We start from the raw sequence: 16,525 nt of genomic DNA, 5'->3' as shown, positions 1-16,525 counted from the left end.
AGCCCAAAAACAGCCACGCCTTTTATACTCTGGAGACAGCCGCTCTGGAAGAAACGGCTTGCTTGCTGGATTTCTTCTTGAGTTTGTTCCACCAGATCAAGGTACCGGTAATGGGCAAGCTGGTGGCAATGAGGCAGCAGATAAAGTAGATGATCTTGGAGAACGTTCCGAAGATTTCGCCCAGGTGCATACCCCTCACGCTGGCGGCTATCTTCTCATTGAACTTTTTATCCGCGAACTTCTCCACTTTGATGGCTTTGCCGGTGTACTGATCCAGCTGCACTTTGTCTGCCGCCGAGAGGGTGAAGAATCCGCTTTGGGTTTTGGTCAGGACCATCGCAGCGGCTGAATCTGCGGGTAGAGAGATGCGGTAATTCCCCTCGTAGGGCAGAACTCCGTCAGCGATTTTAATGAAATCTACCAGGGCCGGTTTTTGCGTGGTGAAACCGGCCAGATCTGAGTTCATGGGTTTTTCCCCGCGCTGCTTGAAGATCTGGTCACCCAGCACGGCACTGGCGCCTTCGCGGTACCAGTCAAACGACCAGCAGAGGCCGGTGAGGGCCATGATCAGCAACAGGAAAGAGGAATAGAAGCCCAGGGAATTGTGCAAATCATGGTTGATGCGTTTCCAGTTGCCGTCGGTTTTGATTTTCAGGCCCTGCTTCCAGTTCTTCAGTTTCTTAGGGAACCAGATCACCAGACCGGTGATGATGAGGAACACGAAGATGATGGTAGAACCGCCCACAATGATCTTACCGGGGTTCAGCGCTCCGGGCTCTCCTTTCACCATCAGCGTCCGGTGCAGGCCTTCCACCACTTCAAAAAAGCCGTGGGCCGGTCCTTCGGTGGTTCCTTTCACTTCACCGGTGTATTGGTTTACGAGGTAGGTAGTGCCACGTCCGCCTCCGCCTGGACCGCCGGGGCCACCTTTGCCGCCTTTTTTCCCTTCTCCGCCTTTTCCGGCCGCCGGTCCACCGGCCATGGCGCGGGCATTATCTCCCCCTTTGGCTTTCTCGCCACCGGGTTTCCCACCGCGGCCCCCTTCTTCTTTTTTAAGGGTGAGGCGGTACGGTTTGGCCGGGTCCTGCGGAATCTGCAGGGCTGTTACTTTCCCCTTTAGGGTTTGCTGAAGTTTTGAAATCAGTTCATCTGGCGAAAGAGCAGTTGCGTTGGCCGGCACCTGCAAGTTGTATTTCTCCGGCTCCAGCATCTCTTCAATCTCGGTGTGGAACGTGAAAATGGTGCCGGTAAGGCATACCACAAACAATACCAACCCACTGGCCAAGCCCAACCAGAGGTGAATGTCAGTGAACAATTTTCGCCAGGTAAACTTCTTTTTCATGTGCGCGGTAGGTTAGTTTGTTTTTTTGCAGAAAAGCTGCCGGCACAGAAGCACCGGCAGCGGAGAAGACAAAGGTCTGGATAAGTTTAGAAACGATAGGTAAGTGTGCCCGAGAAATTTCTGGGTTGTATTCTGTCAATGAAGGAGGTACGGTAGGCGTCAAACCCAACTTCGTCCAGGATGTTGTTGAACAGCACCCGCACTCCCCAGTGTTCGTGAAAGTCATAGCCAATCTGCGCATTCACCGTGGTGTAAGCCTTGTTGTACCAAGGAGCGGTGTTGGGGTCAATGTTGTGGTACTGCACGCCTTCCAGGGTCCAGTCATTGTACGGACGCTTGCCCAGGTAATAGGCCCCTACCCCGATGTTGGCTCCTCTCAAGGCACCTACCAGCACTGAGTAGTTTGCCCAGGCGTTGAAAGTGTGCTTGGGCGTGTTGTTAGGCGATGAGCCCGGCACAAAGGTAGTGTGTTCTTTGTATTGGGCATCAATGTAGGCGTACCCGGTAACCAGTTCCAGATTAGGCAGAATTCTTCCGGTCAGTTCCACTTCCACGCCTTTGCGCTCATCGTTTCCGCCTTTGGTGAAATAGCCCGTAGGCACCACCGCGCCGGCTTCATCTACCCTGAACACTTCCAGGTTCATGTCTTTGTTGTTGATTTTGTAGAGCGTCAAGTTTGCTCTGAACCGATCGTTGAGCCAGCTGGACTTGATTCCCGCTTCAATCTGGTCAATACGCTCGGCTCCCAAGGTGTTTCCGTTCGCATCCACCACCGAGGCTGATCTTGGGTTGGTACTGTTGGTATAGGAACCAAACAGGTTCAAGCCTTCCTTGAGGGTGAACACCACCCCGCCCAGCGGATTCCAGTAATTAGAACGTTCAATTCGGGAACCTTCCGGCGAATTGGTTTGGGTGGTGCTGTAACGGAGGCTACCGTATAATCTGGCCCAAGGCGTTACCTGAATCACATCCTGGAACATGAGGCCCACTCTGGTGTCAAACGACTGCGTACCGCCGGTTTTGGTAAAGTTAGGCGTGGCACTGGGTAAGGTATTGGTGATAGTAGCCGGGTCCAGCACGTTGATCTGGTCAATGGCCAGGGTATTGAAAATCGGCTGGGTCAGGTTGATGGTTCTGTAATCAAACCCGGCCTGCAGCGTGTGTTTCAGGAAACCAGTCTCCACGTCTACCCCCACCAAATCCATCTGGAAGACGCTGGTTTTATCTACCCGAGCCTGGTTATGCCCGATGGATCGGTTGAAGATGGTGACCTGATTGACGTTGATGTCATTGGCCGGATTGGCTTTTACCGCCGACAAAGAAGTCCTGATCGCGTCTGAGTCATAGTTAGATCGGAAATAGGCTGCCCGCAGGTAGAACTGGTCATTCAAATCACGCTTGATTCTGGCGGCAAACGTCGTGTGTTTCACGATTGAAAGGTCTGACTCAAAACCCAGGAACTGGTCGGTGGGCAGGTCATAGATTTTGTTCTCTTTGTTGCCCACACTAAGATTCACCGTACCGGCGTCAATGGTTTGGTTGTTGTTGAAGTAATCCATCTCCAGAATTACCGAGGTTTTGGCATCTGGGCGCCAGGCCAAAGAAGGATTGATGTAGAACGATTCTTTCTCCATATGATCGCGGTATTTTCCGCCGCGCTCATAGGCTCCGTTCAACCGGAAGGCCAGCGTGTTGGTCTCGTTCAGGACGCCCTGCACATCAAAGGTAGGACGAACTAATCCCCAGCTACCCACGCGCAACGAGGCTTTTCCGCCGTTCTCAAACTTAGGCGTTTTGGTCACCACGTTTACAATTCCGCCGGGGCCACCAAGATCATCGGCCGCGCCCATGGTCACCGAGGTAGCTCCTTTCAGCACCTGAATGCTCTCCACGCCCTGCATATCAGTGGAGAAACCCATGCCTCGGAAATCGGTCATCACGCGCACGCCGTTCTTGAGGGTGGGAATTCCGCGGAAACCACGGGAGGAAATACTTTCGCGCACGCCGCCGTAGGTGGAATAGGTATACACCCCCGGCACGTTGCGGGCCGCTTCCATCACCGTCAACGCACCTTGCTGCTCAATTAAGCGGTCAGAGATAACAGAGATGGACTGAAGTTGGTCCACGGGTTTTAAAGGAAGTCGGGTGATGGCATCTAACTTATCGGGCTGTTTCTCCCGCTCCCCGAACACTTCTACCTGCCCAATCTGGTTGGCTACCGGCTTCAAGGCAAAAGACAGCTCCAGTTCCTGATTGCTTAACAGTTGAAACTTTTTGTCTAAGGTTTGAAACCCCAGCATGGAAATCCGGATCTGGTAGGTTCCTTCGGCCAGAGGCTTTAGTTCATAGAAACCGGCTTCATTGGTGGAGGTTCCGTAGGAGGTGCCCACCAAGGCAACGGTGGCAAAGGCCAGCGGCGTGCCGTTCTCCTGGGTGACAGTTCCTCTAATTGTGGAGGTATGGCGTTGCGCCATGGCAACATGGCTGAAGAGCAGAATGAAGGTATATAGGGTAAGCTTTTTGAACATGGTATAGAGGTTTAAATCTAAAGGGGGTTCATTTGCAACTCAGGAGGAAGGTTCGTCAACATTACTCCTGAGCTATTATTTAGACACTTTCTAAACAGTGACAAACTAACGACCTATTTAGATTTATTCCAAATTAAATATAGAATGAATTTAATAAATCAGCCCCTAAACCTGTATAAGACATTATTATTCAATTCATTAATCTAAAAACTTACACCAATTATAATAGAAAGGGATAAAGAAGTATATAAGCCTATTATCACTAGAGTAGTTAATCTGGAATTACTGTTTTAAAGGTGTTTTCTGGATTCGATCCTCAAAACGGATACTCTCAATCTTGATCACATTGATTTATCTGCACTCCAGGTCTGTGCTACTACCAGGTACACGCTCCTTCAGAAGCTATTATTCTAAGCCGTAGGCGCAGTTTCTTCTCTTTTATATCATCCAAGCTCTCCGTATCTTACTGCGCATTTCAACCCTTCTATGCTTAAAAAACTACTGTTCACCGGGGCAGTGCTGGCCAGCACGGTAAGTGCGGCCCAAGCCCAGAACGCACCCTCCTGGCTGCGTTACTCCTCCATCTCCCCAGACGGGCAAACCATTGTCTTCACCTACAAAGGTGACCTGTACCGGGTACCGGCCAGCGGAGGCACCGCCCAACCGCTCACCGTGCACGAAGCGCATGATTTCATGCCGATTTGGAGCAAAGACGGCAAAACCATTGTGTTTGCCTCTGACCGCTACGGCAACTTTGACTTGTTCCAGATGCCGGCCACTGGCGGCGAGGCGCAGCGCATGACGTTCCACTCGGCCAACGAGTACCCGTATGAGTTCAGCCCTGACGGCAAGACCGTCTACTTTGGGTCTACCCGCATGGACCAGGCCGCCAACCGTCAGTTCCCTACCTTTGCCCAGCCCGAGCTGTACAAAGTGGCTTTGGGCGGTGGCCGCGTGCAGCAGGTTTTGACCACGCCCGCTGAGGAAGTGAAACTGAACCAGAACGGCCAGATCATGCTGTACCAGGATAAGAAAGGCGGCGAGAACCAGTGGCGCAAGCACCACGTCTCCTCCGTAGCGCGTGATCTGTGGAGCTTTGACACCAAAACCGGCAAACACACCAAACTGACCACCTACGCCGGAGAAGACCGCACCCCGGTTTTCTCCGACAATGACAAAACTATCTATTATTTAAGTGAGGAAAGCGGCACGTTCAACGTGCACCGCATGGCCGCTGACAAACCCGGCACCTCTACCAAGGTGACCAACTTCACCAAACATCCGGTTCGGTTCCTGACTGCCTCCAACAACGGAGTCCTGTGCTTCGGCTTTGACGGTGACCTGTACACCCTGCAAGGCAACGGCACGCCGCAGAAAGTGAACGTGGTCATCGCCACCGATGTGAAGTCCAACAACGAGCGCATCGTTCCGGTGGCCGGTAACGGCGTGCAGGATCTGGCGGTGTCGCCCAACGGCAAGGAAGTGGCCTTTATTTACCGCGGCGAGGTATTCGTTTCAGCGGTGGAAGGCTCCGCGACCAAGCGCATCACCAACACGCCCGAGCAGGAACGCCACGTGAGCTTCTCGCCCGATGGCAAAACCTTGATTTATGCCACCGAGCGCGGCAAAGGCTGGAAAATCTACCAGACGCAGATCACCCGCAAGGAGGAGCCGTATTTCTATGCCTCTACCCTGCTGAACGAGACCGCCGTCATCAACAATGACAAGGAAAACTACGAGCCCCAGTTCTCACCGGACGGCAAGGAGATTGCGTTTGTGGAAGACCGCATGACCCTGAAGGTGTACAACATCAAAGACAAAAAGGTCCGCACGCTGCTCACCACCAACGAGCTGTTCTCCATGCGCGAGAACGACCAGTACTTCACCTGGAGCCCGGATAGCAAATGGATCGCGTTCGATTTCTCGGAGCCGGGTTTCGCCAACGGCGAAGTGGGCTTGATCTCGGCTGACGGAAAAGGCAAAAAGATTAACCTCACCGAGAGCGGCTACCAGGATGACTCACCGCAGTGGATGGCCGGCGGCAACATGCTCATCTGGAACAGCACCCGCGAGGGCATGCGCGCCCAGGCCAACAGCGGCGGTGCCCAGTCAGACATTTTCGCGATGTTCATGACCCAAGGCGCGTATGACAAATTCCGGTTGAGCAAAGAAGATTACGCCTTGGTGAAGGAAGACGATGAGAAAGCCGCCAAAGACAAGGAAAAAGCCAAAAAGAAGAAAAAAGACGAGGAACTGGCCATTGACTGGGAAGGCCTGAAAACCCGCAAAGCCCGGCTCACCCTTCATTCTTCGCAGTTAGGCGACGCGCTGGTGTCCAAAGACGGCGAGACGCTCTACTACCTGGCCCGTTTTGAGAAAGGCTATAATCTCTGGAGCACCAACCTTCGCACGAAGGAAACCAAAATGGCCGTGACCCTGAACGCCAATCGCGCCAGCATGGACTGGGACAAAGACTTCAAAAACCTGTTCCTCTTAGCCGATGGCCGCGTGATCAAATTAGACCCGGCGGCTAACAAGCAGGAGAACGTGGCCATCAGCGGCGACATGAACCTGAACGTGGCCGCCGAACGCGCTTTCATGTTTGAGCACGTGTGGCGCCGCACCAACAAGACCTTCTACACCGCCGGTTTCCACGGTGCTAACTGGGCCGCCCTGAAAACCGACTACGAGAAATACCTGCCGCACATCAGCAACAACTATGAGTTCTCTGAGATGCTGAGCGAATTGCTGGGCGAGTTGAACGTATCGCACTCGGGCTCCAGCTTCTCCAACGTGCCCGTAAACGCCGATGCCACTGCTTCCCTGGGGATTTTCTATGACCCTGCTTTTACCGGAAACGGCCTTAAAATAGACGAAGTCATTCTGGAAGGACCGCTACAGCGGGCTGGTTTTGACGTGAAACCGGGCATGGTGATTGAAAAGATTGACGGTGAAACCTTGTCCTCAGACAAAGACTACGCGCAATTCCTGAACCGCAAAGCGGGCAAGAACACGCTGGTGACCATCTATGATCCGGCGTCTAAAAAGCGGAGAGACATCACCGTGAAACCCATCTCGCCGGGCGAGGAAAGTACCTTGCTGTACAAGCGCTGGGTGCGCCGCAACGCCGAGGAAGTGGATCGCCTGAGCAACGGCCAGTTGGGCTACGTGCACATCCCGGGCATGAACGACCCTAGCTATCGCACCGTGTACGAGGAAGTGATGGGCAAATACGCCAACCGCAAAGGCATGGTGGTAGACACCCGTAACAACGGCGGCGGCGACCTGGTCGCTGATCTGGCCATGTTCCTGAGCGGCAAACAGTTCCTAAACTACACCACCGATAACCGCTCCACCGGCATTGAGCCGTCGTTCCGTTGGACCAAACCCAGCATCGCGCTGGCCAATGAAGCTAACTACTCAGACGGCCACTGCTTCGCGTTCAGCTACCAGGATCTGAAACTGGGCAAATTGGTGGGCATGCCGGTACCCGGCACCTGTACTTTCGCCGGATGGGAGTCTCTGCAGGACAACAGCGTGCGCTGGGGTGTTCCGCCGCTGGGCGTGAAAGACGTGCAGGGCCGCTACCTGGAGAACCTGCAGACCGAACCAGACGTGAAAGTGATGAACGAGTACGAACTGGTGAGCAAAGGCAAAGACCAACAGTTGGAAGTAGCCGTTCAGGAGCTCCTGAAAGAAGTAAAATAGTTTTCGTAACGGATACATGGAAGAGCCCGGTTTTGCCGGGCTCTTCTTTTTTTAAGCGGTCATCAGGCGCAACCAAAGATGGAACAGCCGTTTTAGGTGTCTTTTCCGGAATATGACCGTAAAACAGCCTAGCCATTAGGAGACTTCAGAAAGACCTTTAGACATGAGAAACCAAGAAATCAGCAAATTCCTCAGCCTGGTGCTACGTCACAAGCCGGAGGCGCTGGGCATTGACCTGGATGCCGAGGGCTGGGCTGACGTAGAGCATCTTCTGCACCGCATGAACGCCTCGGGCCGCCCGATGACACTGGAGAAGTTGGAAGAAGTAGTAGAGACAAATGACAAGCACCGCTTCGCGTTCAATGAAGATCACACCCGTCTCAGAGCCAGTCAGGGCCACTCCATTGGGGTAGATTTGCAACTACGGCCCGTGGAGCCGCCTGCGGTGCTGTACCACGGAACGACAGAAGGTTATTTGGCGTCTATTTGGAAGGAGGGAATTCAACGGAGATCGAGGCAATACGTGCATCTCTCCGCCGACGTGGAGACGGCTACCCGAGTAGGAGCCCGGCACGGGAAACCTTTCGTCTTCGTGGTGAAAAGCGGTCAGATGCACCAGGCCGGCCATCACTTCTACCTTTCCGAGAACCAGGTTTGGCTCACGGATGCCGTTCCCGCTATCTATCTGGAGGAACATCGTCTTTCTTAAAACACAGCCCGCTCCTGCCGGGGCACGGCTGTTTTTGCCCTACTTTCCTGAAAACAGCCCCAAAACAGCCAAGGCCCCAAACCTTTACGGCCTCCCTTTGTTTTAAAAGTGAAACAGAGATTCTGTCTTTCTGTGTTGACCTCCCCTGCAAGCCGGTAGATGACCGCTGGCTGACCGCTACAAATTATCCTAAAAGTGCAAGACTATTCCGTCTGCATTTGCGTACTAAGTCTCAACAGTTGTGTAAACTGCGCCGGTAAGTACTTTTTCCACCGGTTGTTTTAGACCTCCTTTTTGAAAAAGGACCCTTAAACGCATAAAGCCATCTTTTAACTTCGGAAAGAAAATAACTGGATATGCAGGTGACGGAAAAACTTACGACATATTACCATCATTATCAGGAATTAAAAGAAAACGGCGGCCCTGAGGAGAATACCGAACTTTTTGAAACTGTGATAGAGCTGGAGGAAGAGATTATGGCCGCCTATGGGCTTCCGCCTTCCCATACCCACCTGCAGATTCTGTGGCAGTTTACCGAAAAAGCTTCCTTAACTGACCAAGTTCTGGAAGACACCCAACAGCAACTGCAAACTGCGGCCACTGAGCACCTGATGGCACCGGTAAAAACCAATTTGGAGGTTCTGCAGGAAGCCAAGTCCGGCAAGATGAGCGCGTTCAACGTGCTGCCCGAAATAGGTCAGCCCACTCATGATTATCCTATTTTTCTGTTTGAAGAAATGCTCCTGAAAGACAAAGCCACCCCCGAGGCGGTGTTGCAGGAGATGGAATCAGTGAAGGAGCTGGACTGCTACGGCGAGGTGGCCACGCTGCTGTATTACCACCGCAAGAGTTTCCGGAGAACTAAGATCTACAAAGCCCTGAAACCGCACCTGCAGTTTCTGGACACATACCTGCAGCAGCTGAAGAACCTGGGCGAAAGCGAGGAACACAGCATCTTTGTCTCCAGCCTGGTCCAGAAAGACCGGGATACACCGGAGAAGCCCTCGGCTTCTCCGGTGTATCCTGAGGATGAACTGCTGCCGCTCATCGGTATTGATCCGGCTACCTACGCGCCAGAATCCCTACTGCTCACCGATGTCTTCGAGATGGAGGAGATCGTGTATGACCTGGACACGGCTGTGACGGTAAACGGAAAGCTTCACAGCGGGACCGACACCAAAACTCTTTCTTTGGGCTTTGACTTTCGGGAACTTGTCCAACTTTTTGCCCATTACCCGCACCAGGGAGAACTGGTTCTGGACTTCTTTACCCGTCAGCAGGAAAGCCCCCTCCCCGATTCGCCCATTGTGCTCAACCTTCAGGACAGTACCGGCAGCACGTTTCAAGCGGATCAGCACTACTTCCGGGTATATAAACCTTTGGTGTTAGGCGAAGACGGAACCCACCAGATCATGCAGGAAGAGTTTTACCTGGTGGAGGAGATTCTGGAACGGACTGCCTTTGACGCTCAACAGATTGACATTGCCCAAACCTCACTGCAGAACTTGTTTCAGCACCTCAGAACCTGTTACCAGCAGTATGTAGACTGCCTTTTTGAAGGTGAAAACGAAAAGCAGGCCCGAAAGAAGAGCGGCCTGGAAAACGCCACCACGTTTGAAACAGCCCGCCAACTCTACAACCTGCACAAACACGGCGGCCGGCTGAATCTGGAGTAATTTTCAGGGCACTTCCTAAAACGTATCCCCTGAAGCGCTGACGGTCATCATAGCTGATCTATTTTAAGGCTGATTTTATAAAAACAGGGAGAAAACGCCCTTACAGGCTCCGGAGTCAAGACTTCATTTTGACTCCGGAGCCTGCATTTTGAGGGTAGTTTGCAGAAAGCAGGCTAGAAACAGAAAATATTTTCAGCAGTATAAAACATCACTATCAGCTACTTACGTCTCACAGTGCTCCAGAGGAGTTAAAAGATGAAACTTTTTTCTGAAAGAAGTTTGGCAGATCAAAATCAGCCTTCTATATTTGCACCATCAAAACCGAAAGATGGTCCGTTCGTCTAGGGGTTAGGACACCAGATTTTCATTCTGGTAACAGGGGTTCGATTCCCCTACGGACTACCAAGAAGCCTCTCAGTTCATCCTGAGGGGCTTTTTTTATTTATGCCAACCACTATTTAGACATACTTTCTGCAGAATAGCAGAATTATTTAGTACGATTGCAAATAGTAGGTTCAATTAAATTTTATAACAGTGGGATGGAATTCTTCTGCCTCTGTTTAGCTCAAGTTAAAGGCAGTTCTCCCCTTTTCTGTTCGCTTAAGTGACTCCAAATACTTTATTGATAAAACAATCCAACTTTGCCTACTACTTTTGACAAATTCTAAACTCGGTGCCACTACCCTTAAACATACTACAATCTTGGATTTCGTCAGTCTCGGTCTCGTATAAAGAACTTTCACTCCCTGTAAAAGATTGAATCTGCAGGAAGCAAGGGTAAGTGGCCACTTTGCTCCAAAGTCAACTTATCGTCTCCTTTACAGGTTGAGATGCAATGCTAACAACACCTGTTTTCCAGCTATCGCCACTTTTCAAACAATTAACGTATCATTGATTAGCAAGCAATTCTAATGTAAGTGAAAGGGGCACATAGGCAAGTTTACTTACCTAAAATCTGCCGTTTCATTAGAACTAAGATAAGTTGAGTAAAATCTCTACATTGAAGTGAGAAAAACTTTAGGTACCACCAGTTTTAACAATCTTCAACTCTCCCACATACCTCTGGTGCTATCAGATGGGTAATTAGAATATAAGTCTTAATGTCAGCATAATGATTGCTCCCCCTCCTTTTCTAAAGTGTAAAGATTTTCTTCAGTGTTGATTAGTAAAAATAAAAAGATAAATTTATCTTTTTCAAATATCATTTAAGCCATCTCCATTCCTTTAAGAATTTAATTGAAGCCTTTTTCAGCATGGTTAATTTTATCTGGCTATCCTATGGGAAGGAGGCGAATCACAGAATGACTGTCTTTTCTCTCTTAAGCTTTGTGGCATGGTTCAGGAAAATGAGGGAAACTCGGCTTTTCATCTTCACCGATCATCCCAATTATTTTCACCCCTTCCTTAGAGGAATAGAGATCGAATACCATCTGCTTGACCACCATCAATTAGAGGAAATGCTAGACGGCTCTACCTATGTGCACCTGCGGAAAGTGGCGGTGATAGAGAGGATTCAGCGGCAGCACCCCTCCGAGCCACTTGTTTTCCTGGACTCCGATACGTTCATGAAACACGATCCCCACGCTTGGCTTATGAATCTTACATATGGTAAGACGTTCATGCACACGCCGGAATACACCTTTCATGAGGCCTTGCACCTGTACGCCTCTTTTGGACAGGAACGGTATCCCCAGGCATTCCTCCGGCTTATACAGAACAAGGATTTCCGAATAAATGGGGAACAGGTGAGATTTCACCGGCATCAGGCTTGCTGGAACTCGGGGGTACTGGGCCTCCCCGCAGAAATAAGTAGCTTCCTGCCCGATGTTTATTGCCTTGCGGTTGAAATTTTTGAAGCCACGCACTGGAACACCAGTGAACAAATTGCTTTTTCATTGGTTCTGCAGTCTAAAACCCAGATCCTGCCGTGTGATCAATTTGTTGTTCATTACTGGAGTGCCCGTCTAAAAAGCTTCATGGAAGAGCAACTCTTATCTCTGTTAGATGCAGGTTTTTCTGAAATAGACTTACCCCAAAAGCTTGTCTTAGCAAGGAAGTGGGCTAAAAAGTATGCTGACTTGATCCCACTGGAGCAATCCAAGGAGCGTGCCATTAACGCTTTTCTGGGGATGAACATCCTTTCTGGATGTAAGCATGCTCTTAGGGTTCTAATTCGCTCCCCTTTTAACATTTCCTTTCTAGAGGAACTGGTAGCTATCCGCAAAAAGCAGAATCTCTAGCATTGCCCAAACATTTATTTAATAGGCCCTAAAGATGGAGCTACAGAGACCTAATTGGGTTCTCTTGTGAGTCCCTAAGTTCTAATAGTACAAACCACTTACTTCTACTTCTTCATTCCTGCCTTAGTAGAACATTGGTTTTAGTCTCAAGTCAGAAGCTAACAGCTTCCTCTAAATTAGCTATCCATCTCATTTTGCAAATCCCACGCTTACAAAACTCCAATTTTATCTTTATATATTTTGAAAATGACAAAATGGTTCTTAGATTAACTTACCTAATCAAATATTAGATATAACTTAATAAATACAGCAAATCTTCTCTAACACCAGTTTTAGTCTAAAATATTAAATACAAGAAAAAATCCCTGAAGAACAGTTTCTACATGGGACATTAAACCCTATTTCCCCCCAAATAAGGCTTTATGGTATACAAAATAATTAATAAGCTCCTCAGTGCTTTGGCTTTGCTCCGGCATAGAGAGGTAAGAAAGGAATACCGGTATTTTATCAGAGACACTTACTTTTGCCGGTTGGTGCAGGGAAAATACCTTCTCAAGGACTATGTTTTTAGGAAAGCGTATAAAGTCGTGTCCTTCAATGGGGAGTTCGGCGCAGAACTTCAATTTGTTATTCCGTTCGCCTACTGGCATTATAGGAATGGCACACTAAAGAAGAGCATTTCCTCCCAATTTACGAAGGAATTGTATTTTTTCTCGCAGAACCATGAAGAAAAGTTTATAGAGCGGGTAAACCGGGGAGATCCCAATGAAGGGAATTACAATTTCGAGATGCCTAGGATACTTCACAGCCATAACTACGACATGAACAAATGGCTCGCTGTTCCCTTCAAAGAAACCTATCAAAACAATGTATTCGTATTTGAGAAGCCAATCCTGATTGTGGCAAATCGCTATAGCATGGAATGGGGAGGCCCTCCCGTCAGTTTCTTTGATAAACCAATCCTCTCCTTCATCTTCCATAAGCTGGCCCAAGAGTATACCATCATTTATAACCGTCCGCTGACCCAGCATATTACCAAAGACCACAACGAGGTAGTGGAACTAAACGAACGCCGCTGGATACAGGAAGAGCACCCTGAGGTCATTCTGCTGGAGGATCTTTACGAGGAGAAGAAAAGCTATGCCAATAACTTCAATCATCTGCAGCTATTGGTGTACGCCAATGCGGACCACTTCATCTCCATTCACGGGGGTACCTCTGTATTAGCAAGTTATTTCGGGGGTACGAATTTGATACTCTCAAAAAGTGGGGCCGAGCATTATTTCGGCTGTTTTCAAACTCTTTACCCAAAACTGTCCGGTGCCACCATCCTTCACGCGAAATCTGAGGAAGAGGTCCGGCACTATGTGGAGGAGTACTTCGTGAAAAATCCCTCTGAAAAGCCTGTTATCGGCAATCAGCCGCATCTGTAGCTTTTAAAACTGGATAAGCCTGAGAAGTAGGACATGTGACGAATGGCTGGTACCAGCCCTACTTAAACGGGAAGTAGCCATGAAGGGTCAGGAAATCTGAGAGACACGCAAATAGAATGACACCCTTCTTCCAACTGAATGATAGGCACAGTAAAACAAGAAGTTCAATGATAAACGTTATCAAACCTTTTATGCCTCCCCAAAAGGAGTTTGACCAATACCTGAAGGATATCTGGAATAGGGCTTGGGTGACAAATAACGGGCCTCTGGTAAACGAACTCGAACTTAGCCTCAAAAACTATTTGGGAGTGCCACATCTTTTTTTCGTAACCAACGGGACCATTGCCCTACAGATCGCGATTAAGGCTTTGAAACTGAATGGGGAGATCATCACAACTCCTTTCTCCTTTGTGGCTACCACTAGCAGCATTGTCTGGGAAGGATGCACCCCGGTTTTTGTGGACATAGATCCGTCCACCTACAACATTGACCCTGAGTTGATAGAGGCTGCCATCACTCCTGAGACCACTGCCATTTTGGCGACCCATGTGTTCGGAAATCCATGCCCTGCTGAAGAGATTTCTACCATAGCCCGGAAGCACAACCTGCGGGTTATCTATGATGCCGCTCACGCTTTTGGCACCTTTTATAAAGGGGAGCCGGTGGTGCACCAAGGGGATATTAGCACCCTTAGCTTCCATGCCTCAAAACTGTTTCATACCGTAGAGGGCGGCGCGTTGATCACCCATGACCCTGAAATTGCCAACCACATTGCTCATATGCGGAATTTCGGATTTCATGGCCCCGAAGCCTTTCAGGGAATTGGAATAAATGGAAAGAACTGTGAGTTTCATGCCGCCATGGGGCTGTGCAACCTGAAGTACATTGACCAGATTTTGCAACGCCGGCAGCACCTATCAGAAACGTACCACAGCATGCTGAAAGCACTGCAGGTAGGCAGGCCATTTTTAAATCCTGACCCAGGGTTCAATTTTGCCTACTACCCAATCCTATTCGACAACGAGAAAACGGTGCTAAAGGTAATCTCCGCGTTGCAGGCGATCTATGTCTACCCCAGAAGATATTTCTATCCCTCTTTAGACACCTTGAGTTATGTTCGTCCAGACCAACCGGTGCGCGTGTCCCGGGATGTTTCCTCCAGAGTCTTGTGTCTCCCCCTATACCATGATTTGTCAGTAGAAGAAGTGAAAATGATCTGTAGGGCAATTCTCAGGGCCGAAAGATACTAAGGATAGTAAAAACAACTCTGCGAATGAGAAGAGAACAACATTACACCCGCACCGGAGACTGACCACATGAGAGAAACCAACATAAAGGACAAAGCGGCACTGGGATTTGCCTGGCTGACCGGGGAGCGTTTGGGGAATCTCTTGAGTGACTTCCTGATCTCGGTGCTGCTCGCTCGACTACTAGGCCCCACTGACTTCGGCTTGATAGCGATGGTAAGCGTTTTCATAGCCCTGTTACGCCCTTTCACCGAAGCTGGCCTAGGCAGCGCCCTGCTCCGCAAAAAGGACGCAACGCACCATGATTATGCAACCGTTTTTTGGAGTAACTTAGCCCTTTCGGTTGGTACGTACATCGTTCTCTACGTAAGTGCACCATGGGTCTTCAGGTTTTACAGCGAACCGTCCCTTACCCAACTCATCAGAGTACTGGGCAGTGTCCTGATCTTGACGGCACTGGGAATGGTGCAGAACATCAAACTAACAAAGGAGATGGACTTCCGCCGCATCAGTCTCCTTTCTTTAGCGAGCAACATCTTCTCTGGGATTGTGGGATTGTACATGGCCTACCTGGGCTGGGGGTATTGGGCTCTAGTGGTCCGGCAGTTGCTCAATGGGATAGGAACTACAGTTCTTTATTGGCTCTGGGGCACCTGGTCCCCTACCTTTACATTTTCAAAAGCTTCCTTCAGGGACTTCTTTGGTTTCGGCTCAAAGCTACTGCTTGCCAATTTGCTAGACACCGGTTTCAAGAACATCTATCCCCTACTGATCGGGAAGTTCTATTCAGCGGCCTCTTTAGGTTATTACAATCGTGCGTCCTCTCTTAAAGACATTCCACAGGCACTCATCACCCAGATAAGCGGAAGGGTCACTTATCCCATCCTTATTGAAGTGCAAGAGGACCGTGAAAAACTAACTGGCATTTACCGCCGGTTGGTGCAGGTCATCTCGTTTCTCTATTTCCCAGTGATGATGGGGCTGATGGGTCTGAGTAAATGCGTGGTTTTGGTGCTCCTTTCCGAAAAATGGGCTCAAACCACTCCGCTATTGCAGGGGCTGGCATTCGCAGGCCTTCTCTACCCTATTCATTCCTTGAACCTGAATGTCCTTACCCTGAAAAAGCGATCAGACATATTCCTTTACCTGGAGATCATTAAAAAGGCACTGACCGTCCTGGTCGTGCTTATTACCTTCCGGTGGGGCTTGATGGCGATGATCTACGGACAGATCGTCCTATCATTTCTCTCGCTGTTCATCAATGCTCATTATACCGGAAAATTTATCGGTTATGGCTTCTACGAGCAAGTGAAAGACCTTGTCCCGAATTTCATTCCAGCTTTCCTGATGGGGGCTTTGCTCATGGGGGGAATTGAAGCGCTGGATACCTATACCTGGTGGAGTTTGACGTTTTGGCTGATCCTGGGGGCTTGCCTGTACTTAGGCCTGACAGCTGCCTTTAACAGAAAGGGCCTGCTTTACCTGTATGATTTCTCTCTCCAAAAATACAAAACCGTAAAAGCCCAGTTTTGAAGTGGTCCAGGAAAACACCTTTCGATTTTAGACCGTGGAAACGCAGATGCATGCCGCAGGCAGTGAATAGGCAGGCAAGGTTATAATCAGATAAAAAACTACCTGAGGT

Annotated in this window: 9 protein-coding genes and 1 tRNA gene; 8 read left to right on the top strand and 2 right to left on the bottom strand. The window is 49.6% G+C overall.

The window, feature by feature from the left end; all coding sequences use genetic code 11:
* Positions 1-22 precede the first annotated feature (22 nt).
* Together H7U12_RS03880 and H7U12_RS03875 are read right to left on the bottom strand one after the other, a co-directional pair.
* A complete protein-coding gene (locus tag H7U12_RS03880) occupies positions 23-1,342 on the bottom strand; it encodes a PepSY-associated TM helix domain-containing protein (protein WP_186633152.1) in 1,320 nt (439 codons plus the stop codon).
* Positions 1,343-1,428: 86 nt separating this feature from the next.
* Complete coding sequence (locus H7U12_RS03875) at positions 1,429-3,870, bottom strand: TonB-dependent receptor (protein ID WP_186633149.1); 2,442 nt, start codon at positions 3,868-3,870, stop codon at positions 1,429-1,431.
* Between the two features lie 486 nt (positions 3,871-4,356).
* Between H7U12_RS03875 and H7U12_RS03870 the strand changes: the two genes are divergently transcribed.
* From H7U12_RS03870 to H7U12_RS03835, 8 genes are all read left to right on the top strand, one after another.
* Entirely contained in the window at positions 4,357-7,578 is a 3,222-nt protein-coding gene (locus H7U12_RS03870; RefSeq protein ID WP_186633146.1) for a S41 family peptidase, read from the top strand.
* Between the two features lie 163 nt (positions 7,579-7,741).
* A complete protein-coding gene (locus H7U12_RS03865; RefSeq protein WP_186633143.1) occupies positions 7,742-8,287 on the top strand; it encodes an RNA 2'-phosphotransferase in 546 nt (181 codons plus the stop codon).
* A gap of 356 nt (positions 8,288-8,643) precedes the next feature.
* The gene (locus H7U12_RS03860) at positions 8,644-9,963 is read left to right on the top strand and encodes a hypothetical protein (RefSeq protein WP_186633140.1); all 1,320 of its coding nucleotides are present in this window, start codon (positions 8,644-8,646) and stop codon (positions 9,961-9,963) included.
* Between the two features lie 330 nt (positions 9,964-10,293).
* Positions 10,294-10,368, top strand: a tRNA-Glu gene (locus tag H7U12_RS03855).
* A gap of 848 nt (positions 10,369-11,216) precedes the next feature.
* Positions 11,217-12,203 carry a hypothetical protein gene (locus H7U12_RS03850; RefSeq protein ID WP_186633137.1) on the top strand — a complete coding sequence of 329 codons (987 nt, stop codon included), beginning with the start codon at positions 11,217-11,219 and terminating at the stop codon, positions 12,201-12,203.
* Between the two features lie 422 nt (positions 12,204-12,625).
* Positions 12,626-13,636 (top strand): hypothetical protein, encoded by a 1,011-nt coding sequence (locus H7U12_RS03845; RefSeq protein ID WP_194362497.1) that lies wholly within the window; start codon positions 12,626-12,628, stop codon positions 13,634-13,636.
* 116 nt (positions 13,637-13,752) lie between these two features.
* Positions 13,753-14,886 (top strand): DegT/DnrJ/EryC1/StrS family aminotransferase, encoded by a 1,134-nt coding sequence (locus H7U12_RS03840; RefSeq protein ID WP_317170745.1) that lies wholly within the window; start codon positions 13,753-13,755, stop codon positions 14,884-14,886.
* A gap of 66 nt (positions 14,887-14,952) precedes the next feature.
* On the top strand, positions 14,953-16,416 hold the full coding sequence (locus tag H7U12_RS03835; RefSeq protein WP_186633131.1) for a lipopolysaccharide biosynthesis protein: 1,464 nt from the start codon (positions 14,953-14,955) through the stop codon (positions 16,414-16,416).
* The last annotated feature ends 109 nt before the right edge of the window (positions 16,417-16,525 follow it).

The organism is Rufibacter sediminis, assembly GCF_014269285.1.
GTDB lineage: Bacteria > Bacteroidota > Bacteroidia > Cytophagales > Hymenobacteraceae > Nibribacter > Nibribacter sediminis.
The sequence above is the reverse complement of the archived record's forward strand: the minus strand, read 5'-3'. Positions and strand labels throughout refer to the sequence as shown.

What these genes read in the sequence shown, in the direction of transcription:
- H7U12_RS03860 (WP_186633140.1), top strand. Translation starts at nt 8,644, where the DNA reads ATGCAGGTGACGGAAAAACTTACGACATATTACCATCATTATCAGGAA.
- H7U12_RS03840 (WP_317170745.1), top strand. Translation starts at nt 13,753, where the DNA reads ATGACACCCTTCTTCCAACTGAATGATAGGCACAGTAAAACAAGAAGT.
- H7U12_RS03845 (WP_194362497.1), top strand. Translation starts at nt 12,626, where the DNA reads ATGGTATACAAAATAATTAATAAGCTCCTCAGTGCTTTGGCTTTGCTC.
- H7U12_RS03835 (WP_186633131.1), top strand. Translation starts at nt 14,953, where the DNA reads ATGAGAGAAACCAACATAAAGGACAAAGCGGCACTGGGATTTGCCTGG.
- H7U12_RS03870 (WP_186633146.1), top strand. Translation starts at nt 4,357, where the DNA reads ATGCTTAAAAAACTACTGTTCACCGGGGCAGTGCTGGCCAGCACGGTA.
- H7U12_RS03865 (WP_186633143.1), top strand. Translation starts at nt 7,742, where the DNA reads ATGAGAAACCAAGAAATCAGCAAATTCCTCAGCCTGGTGCTACGTCAC.
- H7U12_RS03880 (WP_186633152.1), bottom strand. Translation starts at nt 1,342, where the DNA reads ATGAAAAAGAAGTTTACCTGGCGAAAATTGTTCACTGACATTCACCTC.
- H7U12_RS03850 (WP_186633137.1), top strand. Translation starts at nt 11,217, where the DNA reads ATGGTTAATTTTATCTGGCTATCCTATGGGAAGGAGGCGAATCACAGA.
- H7U12_RS03875 (WP_186633149.1), bottom strand. Translation starts at nt 3,870, where the DNA reads ATGTTCAAAAAGCTTACCCTATATACCTTCATTCTGCTCTTCAGCCAT.